22 protein-coding genes are annotated in these 17413 nt (G+C 36.8%); 5 read left to right on the forward strand and 17 right to left on the reverse strand.

Features of this window, described 5'->3' with window-relative positions:
• The first annotated feature begins 8 nt into the window (after positions 1 to 8).
• The 3 genes from DKL58_RS00500 to DKL58_RS00510 all read left to right on the forward strand — a co-directional run bounded on the left by DKL58_RS00500 (position 9) and on the right by DKL58_RS00510 (position 2873).
• A complete protein-coding gene (locus DKL58_RS00500) occupies positions 9 to 923 on the forward strand; it encodes a shikimate dehydrogenase (protein ID WP_109585702.1) in 915 nt (304 codons plus the stop codon).
• A gap of 15 nt (positions 924 to 938) precedes the next feature.
• A complete protein-coding gene (gene aroD, locus DKL58_RS00505) occupies positions 939 to 1697 on the forward strand; it encodes a type I 3-dehydroquinate dehydratase (protein WP_109585703.1) in 759 nt (252 codons plus the stop codon).
• 150 nt (positions 1698 to 1847) lie between these two features.
• Positions 1848 to 2873 (forward strand): alpha-L-fucosidase, encoded by a 1026-nt coding sequence (locus tag DKL58_RS00510; protein ID WP_109585704.1) that lies wholly within the window; start codon positions 1848 to 1850, stop codon positions 2871 to 2873.
• 291 nt (positions 2874 to 3164) lie between these two features.
• Here the strand turns inward: DKL58_RS00510 and DKL58_RS09580 are convergent, their stop codons facing one another.
• The 11 genes from DKL58_RS09580 to DKL58_RS00565 form a co-directional block, all read right to left on the reverse strand.
• Complete coding sequence (locus DKL58_RS09580; RefSeq protein WP_239386387.1) at positions 3165 to 3302, reverse strand: hypothetical protein; 138 nt, start codon at positions 3300 to 3302, stop codon at positions 3165 to 3167.
• Positions 3302 to 3535, reverse strand: a complete 234-nt coding sequence (locus DKL58_RS00520; protein WP_109585705.1) for a type II toxin-antitoxin system prevent-host-death family antitoxin — start codon at positions 3533 to 3535, stop codon at positions 3302 to 3304. The genes DKL58_RS09580 and DKL58_RS00520 overlap by 1 nt, the downstream gene beginning before the upstream one ends.
• A 166-nt stretch (positions 3536 to 3701) precedes the next feature.
• Complete coding sequence (locus tag DKL58_RS00525; protein WP_034981697.1) at positions 3702 to 3932, reverse strand: cytochrome b5 domain-containing protein; 231 nt, start codon at positions 3930 to 3932, stop codon at positions 3702 to 3704.
• A 76-nt stretch (positions 3933 to 4008) separates the two neighbouring features.
• Entirely contained in the window at positions 4009 to 4890 is an 882-nt protein-coding gene (locus DKL58_RS00530; RefSeq protein WP_109585706.1) for a lysophospholipid acyltransferase family protein, read from the reverse strand.
• Positions 4887 to 5834, reverse strand: a complete 948-nt coding sequence (locus DKL58_RS00535) for a glycosyltransferase family 8 protein (RefSeq protein WP_109585707.1) — start codon at positions 5832 to 5834, stop codon at positions 4887 to 4889. Before DKL58_RS00535 ends, DKL58_RS00530 begins: the two co-directional genes overlap by 4 nt.
• Positions 5835 to 5854: 20 nt before the next feature.
• Complete coding sequence (locus DKL58_RS00540; RefSeq protein WP_109585708.1) at positions 5855 to 6694, reverse strand: glycosyltransferase; 840 nt, start codon at positions 6692 to 6694, stop codon at positions 5855 to 5857.
• Positions 6695 to 6704: 10 nt separating this feature from the next.
• Positions 6705 to 7469, reverse strand: a complete 765-nt coding sequence (locus DKL58_RS00545; RefSeq protein ID WP_109585709.1) for a lysophospholipid acyltransferase family protein — start codon at positions 7467 to 7469, stop codon at positions 6705 to 6707.
• 229 nt (positions 7470 to 7698) lie between these two features.
• Entirely contained in the window at positions 7699 to 8535 is an 837-nt protein-coding gene (locus DKL58_RS00550; protein ID WP_045927366.1) for a PTS system mannose/fructose/sorbose family transporter subunit IID, read from the reverse strand.
• Between the two features lie 15 nt (positions 8536 to 8550).
• Positions 8551 to 9396 carry a PTS mannose/fructose/sorbose/N-acetylgalactosamine transporter subunit IIC gene (locus DKL58_RS00555; RefSeq protein WP_109585710.1) on the reverse strand — a complete coding sequence of 282 codons (846 nt, stop codon included), beginning with the start codon at positions 9394 to 9396 and terminating at the stop codon, positions 8551 to 8553.
• Between the two features lie 18 nt (positions 9397 to 9414).
• Positions 9415 to 9909 carry a PTS sugar transporter subunit IIB gene (locus DKL58_RS00560; protein WP_045927368.1) on the reverse strand — a complete coding sequence of 165 codons (495 nt, stop codon included), beginning with the start codon at positions 9907 to 9909 and terminating at the stop codon, positions 9415 to 9417.
• Positions 9910 to 9933: 24 nt separating this feature from the next.
• Positions 9934 to 10347, reverse strand: a complete 414-nt coding sequence (locus tag DKL58_RS00565) for a PTS sugar transporter subunit IIA (RefSeq protein ID WP_045927369.1) — start codon at positions 10345 to 10347, stop codon at positions 9934 to 9936.
• Positions 10348 to 10507: 160 nt separating this feature from the next.
• On the opposite strand from DKL58_RS00565, the gene deoC reads away from it, so the two are divergent.
• Positions 10508 to 11215, forward strand: a complete 708-nt coding sequence (deoC, locus tag DKL58_RS00570; protein WP_045927370.1) for a deoxyribose-phosphate aldolase — start codon at positions 10508 to 10510, stop codon at positions 11213 to 11215.
• Positions 11216 to 11343: 128 nt separating this feature from the next.
• A complete protein-coding gene (locus DKL58_RS00575; RefSeq protein ID WP_045927371.1) occupies positions 11344 to 12063 on the forward strand; it encodes a GntR family transcriptional regulator in 720 nt (239 codons plus the stop codon).
• Between the two features lie 53 nt (positions 12064 to 12116).
• Here DKL58_RS00575 and DKL58_RS00580 read toward each other — a convergent pair whose 3' ends face one another.
• The 6 genes from DKL58_RS00580 to DKL58_RS00605 all read right to left on the reverse strand — a co-directional run bounded on the left by DKL58_RS00580 (position 12117) and on the right by DKL58_RS00605 (position 17361).
• Positions 12117 to 12851, reverse strand: coding sequence for a DUF4097 family beta strand repeat-containing protein (locus tag DKL58_RS00580; RefSeq protein WP_045927372.1), 735 nt, complete (start codon positions 12849 to 12851; stop codon positions 12117 to 12119).
• A 205-nt stretch (positions 12852 to 13056) separates the two neighbouring features.
• Positions 13057 to 13947 (reverse strand): DUF4097 family beta strand repeat-containing protein, encoded by an 891-nt coding sequence (locus tag DKL58_RS00585; protein ID WP_109585711.1) that lies wholly within the window; start codon positions 13945 to 13947, stop codon positions 13057 to 13059.
• Positions 13948 to 14034: 87 nt separating this feature from the next.
• Complete coding sequence (locus tag DKL58_RS00590) at positions 14035 to 14844, reverse strand: DUF4097 family beta strand repeat-containing protein (protein WP_034980931.1); 810 nt, start codon at positions 14842 to 14844, stop codon at positions 14035 to 14037.
• A 2-nt stretch (positions 14845 to 14846) separates the two neighbouring features.
• The gene (locus DKL58_RS00595; protein ID WP_109585712.1) at positions 14847 to 15491 is read right to left on the reverse strand and encodes a DUF1700 domain-containing protein; all 645 of its coding nucleotides are present in this window, start codon (positions 15489 to 15491) and stop codon (positions 14847 to 14849) included.
• Entirely contained in the window at positions 15475 to 15798 is a 324-nt protein-coding gene (locus DKL58_RS00600; protein WP_034980930.1) for a PadR family transcriptional regulator, read from the reverse strand. Before DKL58_RS00600 ends, DKL58_RS00595 begins: the two co-directional genes overlap by 17 nt.
• Positions 15799 to 15955: 157 nt before the next feature.
• Positions 15956 to 17361, reverse strand: a protein-coding gene (locus DKL58_RS00605) for an IS3 family transposase (RefSeq protein WP_369792500.1) whose coding sequence is annotated in 2 segments (ribosomal slippage) — positions 15956 to 16878 and positions 16878 to 17361 — 1407 coding nt in all. Because the reading frame shifts where the segments join, the coding sequence is not laid out codon by codon here.
• Between the last annotated feature and the right edge of the window lie 52 nt (positions 17362 to 17413).

The following is a 17413-nucleotide window of genomic DNA, read 5'->3' on the forward strand; positions in this document are numbered from 1 at the left end:
GAAATATAATGGCTAATAAAATTACTGGTGTTAATGGTCCGATTACTGGCTGGCTCGATGGTCATACCTACTTAATTGGCTTAATGGCATATCCTATTCGGCATTCAATGTCACCAACTATGCACAATAATGCTTTTGCTAAGTTGGGCTTGAATTATACTTATCTCTGTTTTGAAATTGGCAATGATAAATTAAAAGGTGCAGTTGACGCTATCCGCACTTTAGATATGCGTGGCTCAAACGTTTCGATGCCCAATAAAAAAGAGGTAATCCAGTACCTTGATAAATTATCGCCAGCTTCTGAAATGTGTGATGCGGTTAATACTATTGTGAACGATCATGGTGTTTTGACTGGCTACACTACCGACGGCATTGGCTTTGTCCAGTCGCTTAAGGATGAAGGCATTGACATTAAAGGCAAAGTGATGACTTTGACTGGTGCCGGCGGTGCTGCAACCCCAATAGCTGTTCAATCGGCTTTAGATGGTGCTAAAGAAATCAGAATTTTTAATATTAAAGACGATAAATGGGCTCAAGCTGAAAAGAACGTCAAAACTATTCAAGAAAAAACTGATTGCCAGGTTTCTTTAACTGAGCTGACTGATCAGGAAGCATTTAAACAATCAATTGCAGAAAGCGATATTTATTGTGACGCGACCAGCGTTGGTATGAAGCCGCTTGAGGATAAGACGCTAGTTTCAGATCCTTCCTGGTTCCATGAAGATATGGTGGTGTTTGACACAGTTTATGCTCCTAGAACTACCAAATTAATGAAAGTGGCTCAAAAAGCTGGAGTTAAGCATGTTTTTGATGGCATCGGCATGATGATTGATCAGGGTGCAGCCTCATTTAAGTTATGGACAGGTAAAGATATGCCAACTGATTATATCCGTGAAATTATATTTTCAGATGATAATAATTAGTTGAGGTATTGAATAATGGCTACTGTCAAGATTAGAAATATTGTTTTAGGTGCAGGTCTGCCTAAAATTGCTGTGCCTAATGTCGGTTCAACTGAAAAAGAGATCATAGCTTCAGCTAAGAAGATTAAGGCTGCCAAACCAGATTTAATGGAATGGCGTATTGATTATTATGCTGCAGGAATTAAGGATTTTAACACACTAAATACTACTGCCAAGAAATTGCGCCAAGAAGTGGGCGAGTTACCAGTTTTAGTTACTTTTCGTACCAAAAATGAAGGTGGAGTTTGTCAACTCGACGAGGATCAGTATTTAAATTTAGTAGAATATGTAATTACTAACAGGCTGGGTGATGCTGTTGATATTGAACTTTTTCATGACGAAAAAAGAATAAAATCTTTAGTGACTTTAGCTCATAACTACAATGTTGTGGTAATTATGAGTAACCATGATTTTGAAAAGGTGCCAGCTAAAGATGTAATCGAATTTCGTTTACGAAAAATGGCGCAGCTTGGTGCAGATGTCCCTAAATTAGCCTGCATGCCTCATAGTGCCTCTGACGTTTTAACTCTTTTAACTGCAACGACAGAAATGAACAAAGAAATTGCTAATCCCCTGATTACTATGGCTATGGGCGATATTGGTAAAGTCACTAGAGTAGCAGGTCAGGTTTTCGGTTCAAGTCTGTCCTTTGGCGCTGTTGGTCAAACTTCTGCACCTGGTCAGTTGTCAATTGAGGATTTGCGTAACGCGGAAAACTACTTGGCAATACAGTAAATTTTATTAAGATAATAGATATTTTGAGTTAGCTTTAAGTATTAAGGCTAACTCTTTTTTGGTTAAATCAAATTTATTCGAAAAATAAGTGTTAAACTTTTATTGACGACACTATGTATTTCCAGCGTAAGTTTAGTAATGGAGAAATGTATGACTGCAAACAAGAATATTGAATGGTTTAAAAATGCTAAATACGGCATGATGATTCACTGGGGTTTATATTCACTTCTTGCTGGTGAGTATGAGGGAAAATCTGCAAGTAATTACGCTGAATGGATTCAGTCTAAACTGCAAATACCTGTTGCAAAGTATCGCCAGCTTGCTGCCGCTTTTAACCCCATATATTTTGATGCCGACAAAATCGTAGCTTTTGCTAAAAAATGTGGTATGAAATATTTGGTAGTTACAACCAAACACCATGATGGCTTTGCAATGTATCATTCACAAGTAGATCCTTATAATGTGTTTGATGCAACCCCATTTCAGCGAGATGTAATCGGTGAGTTTGCAGCAGCTTGCCAAAAATTCGGCTTAAAGCTGGGTCTTTATTATTCCCAAGACTTAGATTGGCATGAACCAAATGGGGGAGGCTACCTATCAAATGATATTGAATCCTCTGGCACTACTTGGGACAATAGCTGGGACTTTCCTCAGAAAAATAAGAATTATAATCAATGCTTTACAGACAAAATTCTGCCCCAGATTAAGGAAATAATGAGTAATTATGGGGAGATAGCTGTTGCCTGGTTTGATGTACCGATGACATTAACTGCAAGCCAGAGTCAGGAAATTTATGAGACAGTGAAAAAATTGCAGCCAAATTGTCTAATAAATTCACGTCTTGGTAATGGCAAATATGATTATGTTTCCCTTGGTGACAATGAAATTCCAAGTGAAAAAGAAGAGGAGCAAAAAGATATTAATTTTAACTCACTCAATGGCCTTAAACCTTCACCATATGGTTTATATGAGTCAGCCGGTACCACTAATGATTCTTGGGGCTTTTCTTATCGCGATCAAAATTGGAAATCTCCTGCAACTATTTATCACAACCGCAAATATTTAAATAGCTTAGGAATAAATTATTTATTAAATATTGGGCTTGATGGTTTAGGAAGGATTCCCTTGCCCGCACAGCAAAGTATTGCAGCTGCAGCGAAATTGGCTGAGAAATAATAAAAATTCAATAATTCATCATTGATTTTTTGGCTTTTACTAAATAGAAATTGGAATATTGTGGTTTAAGACTACAAAAGAGGCGCATCGTAAAGGGATGCGCCTTAATTAATGAAAGTAATTTTGGATTTTTTTAATGAGGTCTTCTTTGGTACTTAATATAAGTTCGATATAAATTATTTTCTCTTTTTCATCTACACGGTAGAAGATATATTCATATTTATCAATTAGAACATAATAACCATTAAGTAATTCAGAAAACTTAGCTGCTTTAATGCCCAGATATGGAAATTACTTTAAATTATCCAGTTTTTCTTCTTCCCTAGCCAAAACTTCTTTTTTTACTTTTTCACCAAACTTAGCCAATAAGTATGTTTTTAGGTTTTCAAAATATTCTTTAGAAGGGCTAGATAATTTTAATGAGAACATTAGCTGAATAGTTTTCCTTTAATTTCATCAAAATTATAATGCTTTGACTTTTCAGCTTTTTTCAGCTTAGTTACCAGCTCAAGAGCAGCAGTAAATTCATCATAGTCCCCAATATCTATGAGAGCAAATTTGCCATAGCCGTTTTTGGTAAGAAAAACTGGATTATCTTTTTTAACTTTGTCAAGGACTTTATTGTAATTTCTTAATTCTGAAACAGGTCGAATTTGTAACATGAGCATCACTTCCTTTGACAAATATTGTACATTATTTTTCTAATAATTTACAGTATAATAATGAGCAATAAAGTAAACCAAGATCAGATTGGCAAAAAAGGTAAAAGAAAAGAACCAAGCAGTTTATTAGCTGCTTGATTCTTTTCTTTTTATTTATATTATCTAATTAATCTTCGTAGGTACCGACTTTTTTCAGGTTGCCTAAGACACTTTCACCATGAGGTGATTGTCCAATTGCAACAGTCAGGTCACGACCAGCTAAATTGCCATGGTGTTCGCCATCAGTCCAGTGTGGATTGCCAGTGACATCATAAACAACACCTTTAATAGCGACATAAGCTGGGTTGCCATTTTTACCATCATATTTTGCTAAAGATTCTTTTGTAAACTTCTCCATTGGAAATATCCCCTTTCCAAATACACTTACTTATTGTCACCTTTATTATAGCTCAAAGAATCAACAAGTCTAACTTTTACTTTGATTTTTTTTGATAGTTAAAACGCCAGCCAGCAATATCCCAAGGGGTAAAAGCCGAATCTAACTTACGCTGGTAAGACTTTTCATAAGCAGCCACTTTTTGCTGGTAATCGCGCTTCATCATCTGCTTAGAATTTTTATTGGCATTCAGTTTAACATCAGGGAAAATAGGCGGCAAAACGTGAACTACATATTTAGTTTGGTAAAAATCAGGGTGGTCTTTTTCTAATTTGTCAGTTGTCTGAATTTCAATAAAAGTTGAAATAACCGGCACATTTTGTTTGGCAGCAAAGTAATAGGCGCCTCGTTTTAATTCGCGGGGCTTGCGGTAATTCCACCACATTTCCTGCTCAGGATAAATTAAAACCCAACTGTTTTGTTCTAACGCATCATGCAGGTGACGCGGAAATTCGTTACCAACATAGCTAGGGGTTTCTATTAAAGGAATTGTGCCCACATAATTCATTAGGTAACGTAATATTCCCGGTAGTTTTAAGTTGGTATCTTCAATAGCTATAGTTAAGGAATGGTGGGTTTTATTTGCTAAATGCTTAATGGGTAAAGAGTCAATTTGGTTAAAATGATTGGCGGTAATAATCGCTCCGCCTTGTGGCAAATTAGCTAAATTTTCCAGACCGGTAAATGTCGTGGACGATGTAAGAACGTGCATCAAAGAATTGAAAAGCAAGTGGCCAATCCGATTATTAACTTTTCCCTTAAAAGTTTTTTGCTCTCGCCAAAAAGCATTGACTAGTCCTTTGCTTTCCTTTATTGAAAGAACAGGGTCACCAACTTCAACTTTGGCATCCCACTTGCCACTATTAACTGCTTCTTTAATGTTTTGAATAACTTGTTCACGATTGTCGCCTATAATCATAAACTGACAGGTCCTTGCTTTTTCACATTAGCCCAATTATATGGGTCATTAATAGTTTTATCTTCTTTAGCCAGCATGTGATCTAATTTATGCCGGTCTTCATCACGTTGCTTATCAGTGTAAGTATTTAGTTCAGTCAACAGATCATTATAAAACTTAGTTTCTTTTGCATTCTTCCAGAAATATTCTTCATATTGAACGTTTTTAAAATGCCATGGTTTAAAGAAAAGGTTGTAGTGAATCAGGCTGGGATTAGTTAAAGGCTCAGTATTATCATTTGGCATGGCATCCCATTTGGGATCTAAATGTAAAATTCTCTTATCGCCAATTTCATTTAAATAATCTTGATCAGGGGCAATACAGTCAAAATGATATTTGCTGAGTAAACGCATGAAATGGTCAATGAAATTTTCATCGCGAAAGGCTTTACAGTTTAAAACCAGCATCCCGGAATTAATGTATTTTTTAGGATCAAGAACTAATACTTCTTTAATATAGGCAACCATTTTTGTTACAAATTGAATGGAGGAATCAGTACAAGCTGCAAAGAGGTGATTGCCAAGTTCTGTATCGTACAATTTACCAATATCATCATTTACGATTGTGTCACTGTCGATGTAAATTGCCTTATCATATTGGGGAAACAGATCGGGAATAAATAAGCGGTAAAAAATTGACATTGTAAAGAAGTCAGCTCGTAAATAGTTTTCCGTACGATTTTGAATTGGTGCAACTATTTCATCGTTAATCTTAAAGAATTTAACATGAACATTAGAAGAACCTATTTCTTGTAGGTCCTGTCTGTGCTGCGCTGATAAATCCTGACTTAAAAAATAAACTGTATAATCTTTATCAGTAGCGGCATTCTTTACTAAAGAGTTCAGCGAAACTGCTGCGTATTTTGTAAAATCATCACTAATTGCATAAAAAACTGGAATTGTCATATATTTATTTTCTCCAAACATTATTTTTGTACTAAATTACTTTTCACATTGAGATAGTAATTCAGAATGTCGTCATATTCGTGCAATTTTAGCACTGTATGTACCCGCTTAACATCCCACGGCTTAACTGTCAGGGTATGAAACACAGGCCAAAAACGGAAACTGGTAGTAAAATGCTGAATTACAGTGTCCGACTGTAATTTATACTGTTCATTATAACGACGTGGGACAATTTTCTTATTTCTGGCATAACGGTTAATTGCAGTTTGATCAGGCATTAATACCGTTCTAGTCTGCAGAAGGTGCCTAATTCTAGCGAATAATTTTGTTTTTCTAATTTCTGGCAGGTTAAGTAACAAAACGCCGGAATTAATATAGTCAAAAACTTTGTGTTCATGAAAATTGTGAAAAAAGAACCTCCCCCAATAATCTAGGACACCCGCAAACTCAAAACCGGATAAATCTTGTTGGTAAAAGCTAACGAGGCTTCGCCTGACTATTACATCAGCGTCGAGGTAAAGTATTTTATTTGGCAGCTGGGGTATTTCGTCAGCGAAGAGCCTGAGCATAGCGTAAGGAGTAAAATGGGTACTCATGTTAGCAATTAGCGGCTCTCTGACAAATAGCCCCGTGCAGTCCATTAATTTTAACGTATTATGCGGATTTTGCTTCACCAAAAGGCCTTTTAAATAGTCTGCTGCATGTTTGCTGAAAGGCTTAAATTTCTTGTGATAGCTTTGAGTGTACATTGTTAGAATGTAGATATGGAGCTCCTTTGCGCCACTATTTTTTATTAATGAAAGCGTAGCGATAAGAATACCATCTTCGGCGTTATGATCGCCACAAAAAAGAATATTCATTGAGAACTCCTTAATTTATTTTCTGATACATATAATATTCGAAATTACTTGTTAAGGCTCGTTTTTGCATTGTCTGATAAATCTGCTGATGCAGCTTTTCTTGCGCCTGCTTTTTAGTAAGATGATTATCTGGAAAGAAAGGTCCATCTATATAGACGGTTATCTGCGGTTTCTTACCCCACTTGGGCTTAGAATAAGTTGTAGTCATAGTAAAGCTGGCAGAGTCAAGTGCAACAGGGAAATGCATGCTGTTCACTGGAAAAGGCCTGATTTTAGTGTAATAAGGCCAAACATGTGATTCAGGATAAATGACGACTACTTTTTTGGCTTTAATAACAGTAGTGATTGCTTTAATCAATTTTGCGGATTGTTCTAAGTTTTGACCAACAGGAAGTCCGAAATATGGTAAAACCAGTTTGCCTAAAACAGGGATGCCCCAATTTGATTGTGCTGCAATAGCATAATATTTTTTTGCAGGAACAATGCTGAGCGGCAAAACCACATCGCCAAAAGTTTGGGTATGATTACCATAGATAAAATACCCCTGATCGTTTGTAGCTTGCAACTTTTCCTTACCAATTATTCGTACTCTCAGGATTAAATTAATATAGACCATACTAATTAGATATCCTAAAGGGCGTACAAACTTGGACCAGATTTTCCCACTTAATGACTTCGGAAAAATAGCATAACTATTTGGTAAATGATAATCTTGGTTCAGGCTAACTATCAAATCATCTGTTAAATGATGATAGAAGTATTTTCGCTTACCCATCGAACCCTTCTTTCAATAAAGTCAATAAGTAATTTTATCATGAATTGCTTAAGATTAAAAAGGTTGCTAAAAAGCTTGATAAAATAGTATAAACTGCCATTTAATCTATCAACATATATAGAAATAAAAAATGATTTTTTGTAATTTTAAGTAATTATATATAAAAAGAGCACACTAATCAAAGTGTACTCTATTATCTGCCAAAAAGCAGAGTAAAAATGAACTTTTATTAAAATAACCCAATCAAACAGCCGATAGTTACAATCACAACCATGATGATAATTACTTTAGTAGCTGTCATTTGTTTACTAGAAACAAGCCACCAGCCTAAAATAACCATAGCTAGTGGTAAAAGTCCTGGAAAGATACCGTCTAGGACTGTTTGTAAAGGTTGCGATTTGCCTCCCAAAGGAATTTTAGCCACAGTTTTGAGAACAATTGTATTTGCAGCTAAAGCTCCTACGACCATTACGCCTAAGATGTTAAACGCATCAGTAATTCTCTTGGAATTTTCGCCCACAATAGTGTCGATTGCACCAACACCCAATTTATAACCGCTGTGAAAGGCAATATAGGAAATTGTGGGTCCGATTATGCCATAAGCAATAATGTAAAATAAAGGTCCGACGGGACTGCCGCCTTTAGCCAAGCTCATTGCAATTGATAACAAAATAGGAACGATAATGCCTTGAATAATTGAATCACCAATACCGGCCAAAGGACCCATTAAAGTAGCTTTAATGTTAACGGGCATTTCTTCTGAAACATCGTTGCCCAAAGCAATTTGCTCTTCCAAAGAAGCAACAATCCCATTAATAATTTGACCTGTTTGCGGTTCGGTATTGTAAAACATGGAATGACGCTCAAGCAAGCGTCTCTTTTTCTCAGGATCATTTTTATAATATTTGCGCGCAAATGGTAAATAAGAATATGCCCAAGCGTGTCCCTGCAACTTTTCATAACTCATCGAACTGAGGTGTGTAAAACCCCACCTATACCATATTTGATTAAGTTCATGTTTTGTTAGTAGCTTTTGTGGTTCAGTATTATTTTCTTTTGTAGCCATTTTTAACACCTCTCTTTAAAATAAGTCTTCATCTTCATATTCGTCATCATTATCAACCGCCTGTTCTGCATTATTTGCAGAGCTAGTAGCAGTAGGAGTAGTGCTTTTACCAGTTGACATGTAATACAAATATGCGACTAAAGCAGAAATAAAGACAATTGCAATCATGCTTAATTTGGCAAAAGCAAGTAAAACAAAGCCGACAAAGAAGAAAATAAAGTGTGATTTGTTTTTGATCACTATGCTCATTAACATGGCAATACCCAAGGCTGGCAAAACGCCGCCCAAAACCTGAATAATGTGGGTTACAATAGCAGGAATGCTGTCGATTAGCCAATTGACTAAACCTTTACCATAGTAAATTGCCAGAAAAACTGGTACAGCACGTAAAAGGAAGGTAGTGATTTGCGAATAAACTAAATGGTTCAGGACAATACCACGGTCATCATTATTATGAGCGGCGTTTTCGGCACGGGTATTCCAGAAAGAGTAAAGGGCCATTCTGCCGTTATAGAAAATTAAGCCAAATGTCTGACCAATGAGAATAGATAAGGTAACAGCGATTGCAGGATTTTTAGTGGTCGCCATGGCTAAGCCAATTCCGCCATAAGCTGCATAAGTAATTTCACTGTTAGTAGCACCTCCAGTTGACAGGTTGGCGATGAAAACCGCTTGGACAGCTAAGCCACATAAAATACCATTTTTAATGTCACCAAAGGCCAGGCCGACCAGTAGACCGGCTACTAAAGGTCTACCAACAATGTAGAATCCCCCAGACATACCAAATAGCCAAGGGGTTTCAATCGCTCCCAGGTAACAGAAAATTCCTGTTAAAAGTGCGGGAAAAAATAAATTATTCATTTTTATTGCCTCCAAAAATTAGGACATAGAATCATATTTCTTTTTCATGGTTGACCAAGGCTTAATTTCATCATCAGGTAATAGCTGAAATTGAATATCAATGCCATGTTTAGCAATATCTTCAAAAGCGTTATAGTCATCCTGATCAATGGCTACAGTCCGTCCGAGCACCTTAGTTCCTGGACGGGTATTCATCGGGCCAACATTTAATACTTTGCCAAAATCAATTCCCATGTCTGCCATTTGGGCAAAAGTCTTGGGAGAGTCACTGATTAAGAAGAATTTCTTCTTAGACTCAATTCCTTTTTTAATTTTGTCGCCAGCTTCAGCAACCGTATAAATACCAACTTTTAAATCGTTAGCAGCAGCTTTTAAGACCTTGCGGCGTAACTTGTCATGGGCAATATTATCACCGACAACTAAAATGCCGTCCACAGGACGTGCTTTTGTCCAACGGGTCATAGTTTGGCCGTGGATTACCCGATCATCAATTCTTACTACTGAAATACTCATTATTAATACACCTTTCTTATTTTTTTAAAATTCAATATCGTCATCATCATCTTGCTGGTCTTGAGCAACTTCAATACCATTGGTTCCTGCCTGTAGAACTGTCTGTACGGCTTCATCAAGCGTTGTATTGTCAGATAACTGAGGGACAAGTTCTAAAAGCATTGGTAGGTTCAGACCACTGACTACCCGGGTTTTTTCTGTATGAGCCAAGTAGTACTTATAGGACTCATTGTATGGAGTTCCACCTTTTAAATCTGCCAGAATTAAGACTGGTTCTGTCTCACCGTCAAGCAGCTCTTGTAGACGGTCGCAATATGAACCAATTCCTTTTTCATCTAATTCAAGTGTCATGATATGGTCTGATTTGCCGGCAATAAATTCAAAGCCAGAAGCGATGCCTTGTGCTAGATGTCCGTGTGAAGTTAATAATATTTTCACTAAAATCACTCCTTTTGTAAATACATATTAATTTACAACACAATTATATGTAATCGCTTTATATAAGTCAAACACTATTTTTAAATAAAAAGTAAGCGGTTGACATTATAACTTTCTGTGGTTAAAATCAGTTTATGTAAATACAAAAAGGAGAATAACAATGAAATACACAATAGATGACTTTGCACGACTAATTGATCATACTAACTTACATGCGGATGCGACTGAAGAAGACATGAAAAAGCTTTGTGATGAAGCTAAAAAATATCATTTTAAGATGGTAGCAATTAATGAGGTTCAATCTGAATTTTGTGCCCAGCAACTAAAGGGGACAGATATTGATACAGGAGCTGCAATTAGCTTTCCTTTGGGACAAACTACAATAACTTGTAAATTGGCAGAAACTAAAGATGCGTTACAAAACGGTGCCAATGAAATCGATTATGTTGTTAATTTAACGCAAGTGCGGGTTCATAATTGGTCTTATATTGAAGATGAAATGACTCAAATGGTTAAACTTTGCCATGATCACGATGTGCCATGTAAGGTCATTTTTGAAACCTGCTACTTGACTAAAGCTGAAATTAAACAGCTGGCCTTGATTGCTAAAAAGGTGAAACCAGATTTTGTCAAAACTTCAACTGGCTTTGGCACCGCTGGCGCAAAAGTAGAAGATGTAAAACTGATGAAAGAAAATGTTGGTTCGAATGTTAAAGTCAAAGCTGCAGGTGGAATTCGCAATACCGATGATTTTTTAGCAATGATTGCAGCCGGAGCAGAACGGATAGGCACGAGCTCGGGCGTAAAGATTATTGAAACTCTTAAACAGCGGTTTGAAAAAGACGGCATTAACTCAATTGAAATTTAAGTGTAAATAAAAAATAGTGTCAAAAAAGCCGGTGTAAGTAGGGATTATTTAGCTCTTTACACCGGTTTTTGGCATGGTATAGTATTCTTATAATGGTATAATTAACAAGATGAAAGTGGTGGAACTAATTGGTAAAAAAAGAACTTCCTAAATATCAAGTAATTGCCAACGATCTTTTGAATAAAATTCAAACTGGCATTTATGCGCAAAATACAATTATTCCTCCAGAAACTGAATTAGCGGATAAATATCAGGTAAGTCGACCAACAATGAGGCAAGCGATCTCATTGCTGGTCAATCAAGGTTATTTAGAGCGGCGTCGTAAAAGGGGCACCCTGGTTAAAAAAGTTAAAATCGAGCAGGAATTTACCCATTTGATTGAAAGCTATAGCGCAGAAATGAGTGCCAAAGGCATCTACCCTAAAACCAATCTGCTTTATTTTGATGAAGAAAAAGCTACACCCGAAGTATGCAAAAATTTACAGCTGCCTGAGAAAGCACCAGTTTTTAAATTAGTGCGGCTGCGCTATGCTAATGATCAACCGATTGTTTTAGTTACAACTTATGTGCCTAAACAGAGGATACCTGAGTTGATTAATTATAATTTTGCCCAAGATTCTTTATACAGCACACTTGAAAAATACCATTTAAAAGTCACCCGAGTAATTAGAAAATTGGAAGTAATGGAAGCTGAGGAAACTACCGCCAACTTATTAAATATTGCAGTCCATAAGCCGATTTTTTACTTTCACACTCAAGGACTGACAAGGGATGAGCAGCCCATTGAGTACTCAATCGCTAAATACCGCGGAGACATTAATTCATTTATAATAGATGTCCAGCGTTAATTTGATATATAAAAAGTCTTACTTTGCCTGTGCAAGTCGAAGTAAGACTTCTTTTATTGAATTTTGATTGAGCCAACCGAGCTGATAGCAGTTAATTGATTGGCACTACCTTCATGCTTGTAAAAATGCTTGCCCATTCTACTGCCGTGAAAGTAGATCGAGCCTAAAGTGGCGAATAAATCGTAATCTGTCTTATGCTCTTCATCATCTATCATTTTTAGTGAACCAGCGGCTAGTTTAAAGTGGTTTTTCCCTTGCAAGCTTGTGACCCTGATAGTTCCGGCAGCCAAATTTGCATGAGAATTCATCTTACAGTGATTGATGGATAAACTGCCAGCGTCTAGCACCATTTCGGCTTTATTTTGGATCGTGACGTCCTGTAATTTTAAGGAACCGGCATTTGCTCTGACTTCAAGTTGCTGCATGTTAAGTCCAGCTAGATCAATGCTGCCAGCAAAATTATTTAGCTGGACTTCATTGAGTTCTGCAGCTTGCGGTACTGTAATTGTTATTTTAGGTTTAATTCTGCTAATATAAACTTTTTTGTGAAAATGAGGCTTTCGTTCACGAATAAAAAGAGTTTGCTCTGCCACACGAATTTTTATTCGATTAGGATTAATGTCATGAGTTGATATATGAAAACCAGCGCCCACTTGAATAGTGACACTAGCGGTGGCTATTTCGGCATCTATGTTAATAAAATTTTCTAAATCAATTTCTTGCGATTCTACTTTTTCATCATGAGCTTCAAATTCTTTGTCGAAGTCTCCGTCAATATATATTTTCATGATTAAGCTGTCTCTTATCTTTTTAACATGAATTTAATTTTTTCTTTATCTTATGATATCACGCTAGCTTCAGTGAAGCAATAAAAAAATAAAGTATTAGATTTAGTCAGCTAAAATAACCATTTAAAAAGACTAGGATTAATTTTAAAAATCAATCCCAGTCTTTTGCTTTATGTGGGTTAATCAGTTGCAAGATGTATAGAAGTTAATTTATGAGAATGTCACCATCACCACAAGAAACTTTGAGTAGAGGTGCATCCCTTAATTTTCTAGCAAAATGTCTGTGATAGTTATTACCGTGAAATATAAGCTCATCCTCTGAAGAAGTTGCCAACTGGTAACTGATCTTAGGCGGTCTGCTCATTTGGAAATCTCCTTCACTCAAATTAAATGAGCTGTTGTCAAGTAAATTAGAATTATTTATCTTAGCATCACCGTCACCTAAGGTAGCCTTGATTTTAAAGTGACTACTGGTAACAATCAGGTCGCCTTCACTCATGTTGAGGAAACTGCTTGTTAATGTTGAATTGGAGATTTTCAAATCGCCATTATCAAGGTCAAAGTTGGCTTCCTGCGTTTTAATACTATCTGTAGTAATATTGCCATCTTCTGATTGTAAATTGATGCTGGCAACTGTCAAATCAGCTAAATGAACATTGCCCTCAGAACATGATCCAGTTATTTCTTTTAGCGAGTCTGCTTCTGGAACAGTGACAATTACCTTATAAGTACCATCCTCATAAGCACCATTGTCTGAAATGGTCAGTTTCTCGCCATGAACCTTGGTACTGATCTTTTTTACATTAGGACCACTAACTTTAATTTGGAAGTTGTCTCCTTTAGCAATTTGGATGTTGGGTTCTTCAGCGTCAATATTAATTTTAGAGAACTTGCCTACGTTGAAAGTACGGGATTTTGCTGGTACATGTTGTGAGTATGCGTGAGTTTGATTACGATTAAAAAAGTTTTCAATATTGGTTGTTATGCCTGAATGGATATTATTGATATCTTCTCTGCCACCGTTAGTTTCACCAATACCAAGCAAAATTATACCGATAGTAATGATGGCAACACTGATTAGGTAAAACTTTTTCATTTTGATTCTCCTTGTTTTAGATAAGTTTTTAATTTTAAAATGGGTATTACTAACCAAGAAAACATCTAAGTAAAGTTTACTTGCCCACTAATTAATTAGAATATCGCCATCCATACTAGTAACTTTTAATACGGGTTTATTTTTAACTTTTTTTGCAAAATGATTGGAATGGTAAGAACCTTTAAAAATGATTTTATCATCCGAGTGATTTGTCAATACATAGTTAATCTTAGGCGCGTTTGACATTGAAAAGTCGCCGTCATTCAATATAATTGAGCTGTTATTTAGTATTTGAGAGTCGCTAATCTTAACATCGCCATCATTTAGTTTTAGTGAACTACGTGAAAAAGTCGACTGGTTTACTTTGAGGTCACCGTCATTTGAATTTAGGTCAAGGCTTTTCGCAGTAAGCTTATTAATCAAAACGTCGCCATCTTCTATTGTCAAATTGATGCGGGGAACGTTTAAACTATTGATATAAAAATCACCCTCTTCACAAAAACCAGTTATCTTTTTTATGGCGCTTTTAGCAGGAACATAAACATCAACGCTATAATAACCATCGTTATAATCATGTTCAGGCTGATCCGAAATAGTGAGCATATTATGATCAACTTTAGTTTTTATTTTTTTGATGTCTGCACCGTGCCCCCCTCTAACAACCACTTTAAACTTGTTAATATCCTTAAGTGAAATTCGGATATCAGGTCTGTAACAGGCTAACTTAATATTGTCGAACTTGTTCACGTAAAAAGTTTTGCTTTCATTATAATGAGCGTGTTTACCATTATAATCATGTGACGGGTTATCATTTAATCTAAATACGACTAGTAGGATCAGCCCAATAAGTAATAGCAGTCCAAAGATTAGCCCACAAATTTTATAAAACTTTTTCATTTTTATTTTTCCTTATCTGTATTTTTTCCGGTATTAGTTTGAAAATAATTTTTCTTTAAAATATTTTTACCAAGGTTACGCATAAACTGGGTACACTTGGCAATTAAAATTTTGCCTAATTTGATAATGAATGGGAGTAATAAAAGAATAATGCCAATGCAAATTAAGGATTTACCCAAGTAAAGACAGCCGACTGGCCAGTTGTGAGTGAATAGCAGGGTTAATGACTTAAGAAAGTTTAAGCCACCACCGACAAAGAATTTAAACAAAAAGGCTATTATAGTAAAAAATAAGCCAAAGAAAACTGCGAGTATAAAGAAGAGCACGAATAAAATTGCTAAAACGAGTGGGATGCCAATTGGAGCAGCACAAATTCCTAATAAAATGTACCAGCTGGCCTTTAAGTTTGACTTCGGAGTCTCCTTCCTTGGAGAAACAGAATCATCTTTGCTTGAATAATCGGCTAAAATGTTGATTGATAATTGTTTGGGTGTTCCTAGTTCAGCTTCGATGGTAGAACGTCTGATGAAGTCGCCGTCCAATAAAAATTCGTGGTAAAATTCGACAACATCTTCGCGATCTTTTTCAGGCAAATCAGCTAAGTTTTGTTCTAGTTCGGAAATATAATCATCAATTACTTTGGTCATTTTGCCCTCCTAATACTTGATTAACTCTTGCACTAAAATCTTGCCATTCATCTTGAATTGTATTTAGCAGTGTGAGGCCTTCATCAGTAATGTGATAGTAACGTCGGTTGCGTCCTTGATAAGGCTCATCATAAGTTGTTAAGCAGTTATTCTTTTTTAGTCTGCGTAAAACTGGATAGATAGTTGACTCGGAGATAGAAAAAATCTTTTGCACATTTTGTGTCAAAGCGTAGCCATACAGATCATCTTGTTTTAGAAAAGCTAAAACCGCACCATCTAGCAAACGAGTCGGTATTTGGATTGCCATGCTTTGCCTCCCCTAATATTATATGATATATAATATTTTAATTTAGATTTAAGAAATTAGCAAGTACTGAACCTAAATTTTCCATAAATAATACAAAAATAAGACCCCCGAAATTGTCTTAATCTGAAGTGCAACTAAAAAGTTAGACATTTTAATATTACGCAAGACTCAATGCACGATTTCGATATTTGATCGGGGTCGTGTATTTTAGTTTGTTTGATCTTCTAATATGATTGAACCAGTAAACGTAATCATGCAGTACTTCCCGCATTTCTGCTAGTGAACTGATCTTAATGCGGTTGAGCTTCTCCCGTTTCATTAGGTTGAAGATGGTTTCTCCCGGTGCATTATCGTGGCAATTACCCTTGCGCGACATGCTTTGCTTAATCTTCATCTGTCTTAGTTTGGTCTGATAGCCGCTGTGGCGGTATTGAAAACCCTGATCTGAATGCAAAATAGGCTGGGCTGTTTTAGGCAGCTTGTGCTTAAGCTCTGCCAGCATATCATAAACCAGCTTCATGTTAGGCGAATAGCTGACTTGACAAGCCAGTATTTCCAGTGAGGCCTCATCAATGACCGGTGAAATATAAACCTTTTTGCCTGTGGTCAGCTTGTATTCGGTAATATCCGTGTGTAAGACGTGGTAGGGTCTGGTTTCATTAAACCGCTGCTTTAAAATGTTTTCCTTGATTACGCCTGCAGGGCCCGCATAAGAACTGTAGCGTGCAGTGCGCCTACTGTAGACTCTGGTCTTTAGTCCCAGCTGCCGCATCAGCTTGCGCACGGTATTGGGCGCATAGCTAAAGCCTTGATCTAAGAGTGCACCATGCATACGTCGATAACCGTAAGTCTCATCACTTTCTTGGTAGAAGATAGACTTGATTACGCCTTTAACAGCAGCGTATTTATCTAATCGGTTCAATCGGTGACTGCGGTTGTCGTAATAAGTTTTGCGGTTAAGGTGCAGCTTGGCAAGCAAAAGCTTTAACGGCACCTCAGGTCGCTCAGCCCGAATCTCCACGACTATTCTGGTTTTTTGCCGGTTGGTGAGCGTGGATATCGGGCAGCCACTTTTTTTAGGATTAAGTTATCCAATTCTAAGTCGGCTTTTTGTGCCTCTAGCTCAGCAACCTGACGACGCAATTGTTCTACTTCGGTTAGCTTCTTAGTGGGTTTAAGCTTCTTCTGACGCTTCTTTTTAGTCATGGTTGGTGGTCTCCCCTTGGATTTTGGGAGCAGCCCAGAGTAGCCTGCAGCCTGATAAGCCGCCAGCCATTGTCTTACTACTGACCGCGAAAGATTAAAAACTGCAGCTACCTGGAGTACTCCCATGTGATGTTCATGATAGAAGCGTACCACATTTAGCTTGAATTCAGGCAAATAAGTTTGTCGGGTGTGAGTAACCTTTAAAGCGGCTAAGCCATGTTTACGGGCACGTTCTGCCCAGGCCCTAATCTCGGTATGATCAATGCCGTATTCGCGTTCTAGTTTAGCTAAAGAGGTTTGGTGGGATAAGTATTTACTGCAAATTTCCATTTTCAAAGTAGTTGAATATTTAGTCATGAAAAAAGTGCTCCTAATAGTCAGATTAATGTCTAACTATTATGGAGCACTT

This window comes from Lactobacillus kullabergensis (genome assembly GCF_003151025.1).
GTDB classification, from domain to species: domain Bacteria; phylum Bacillota; class Bacilli; order Lactobacillales; family Lactobacillaceae; genus Lactobacillus; species Lactobacillus kullabergensis.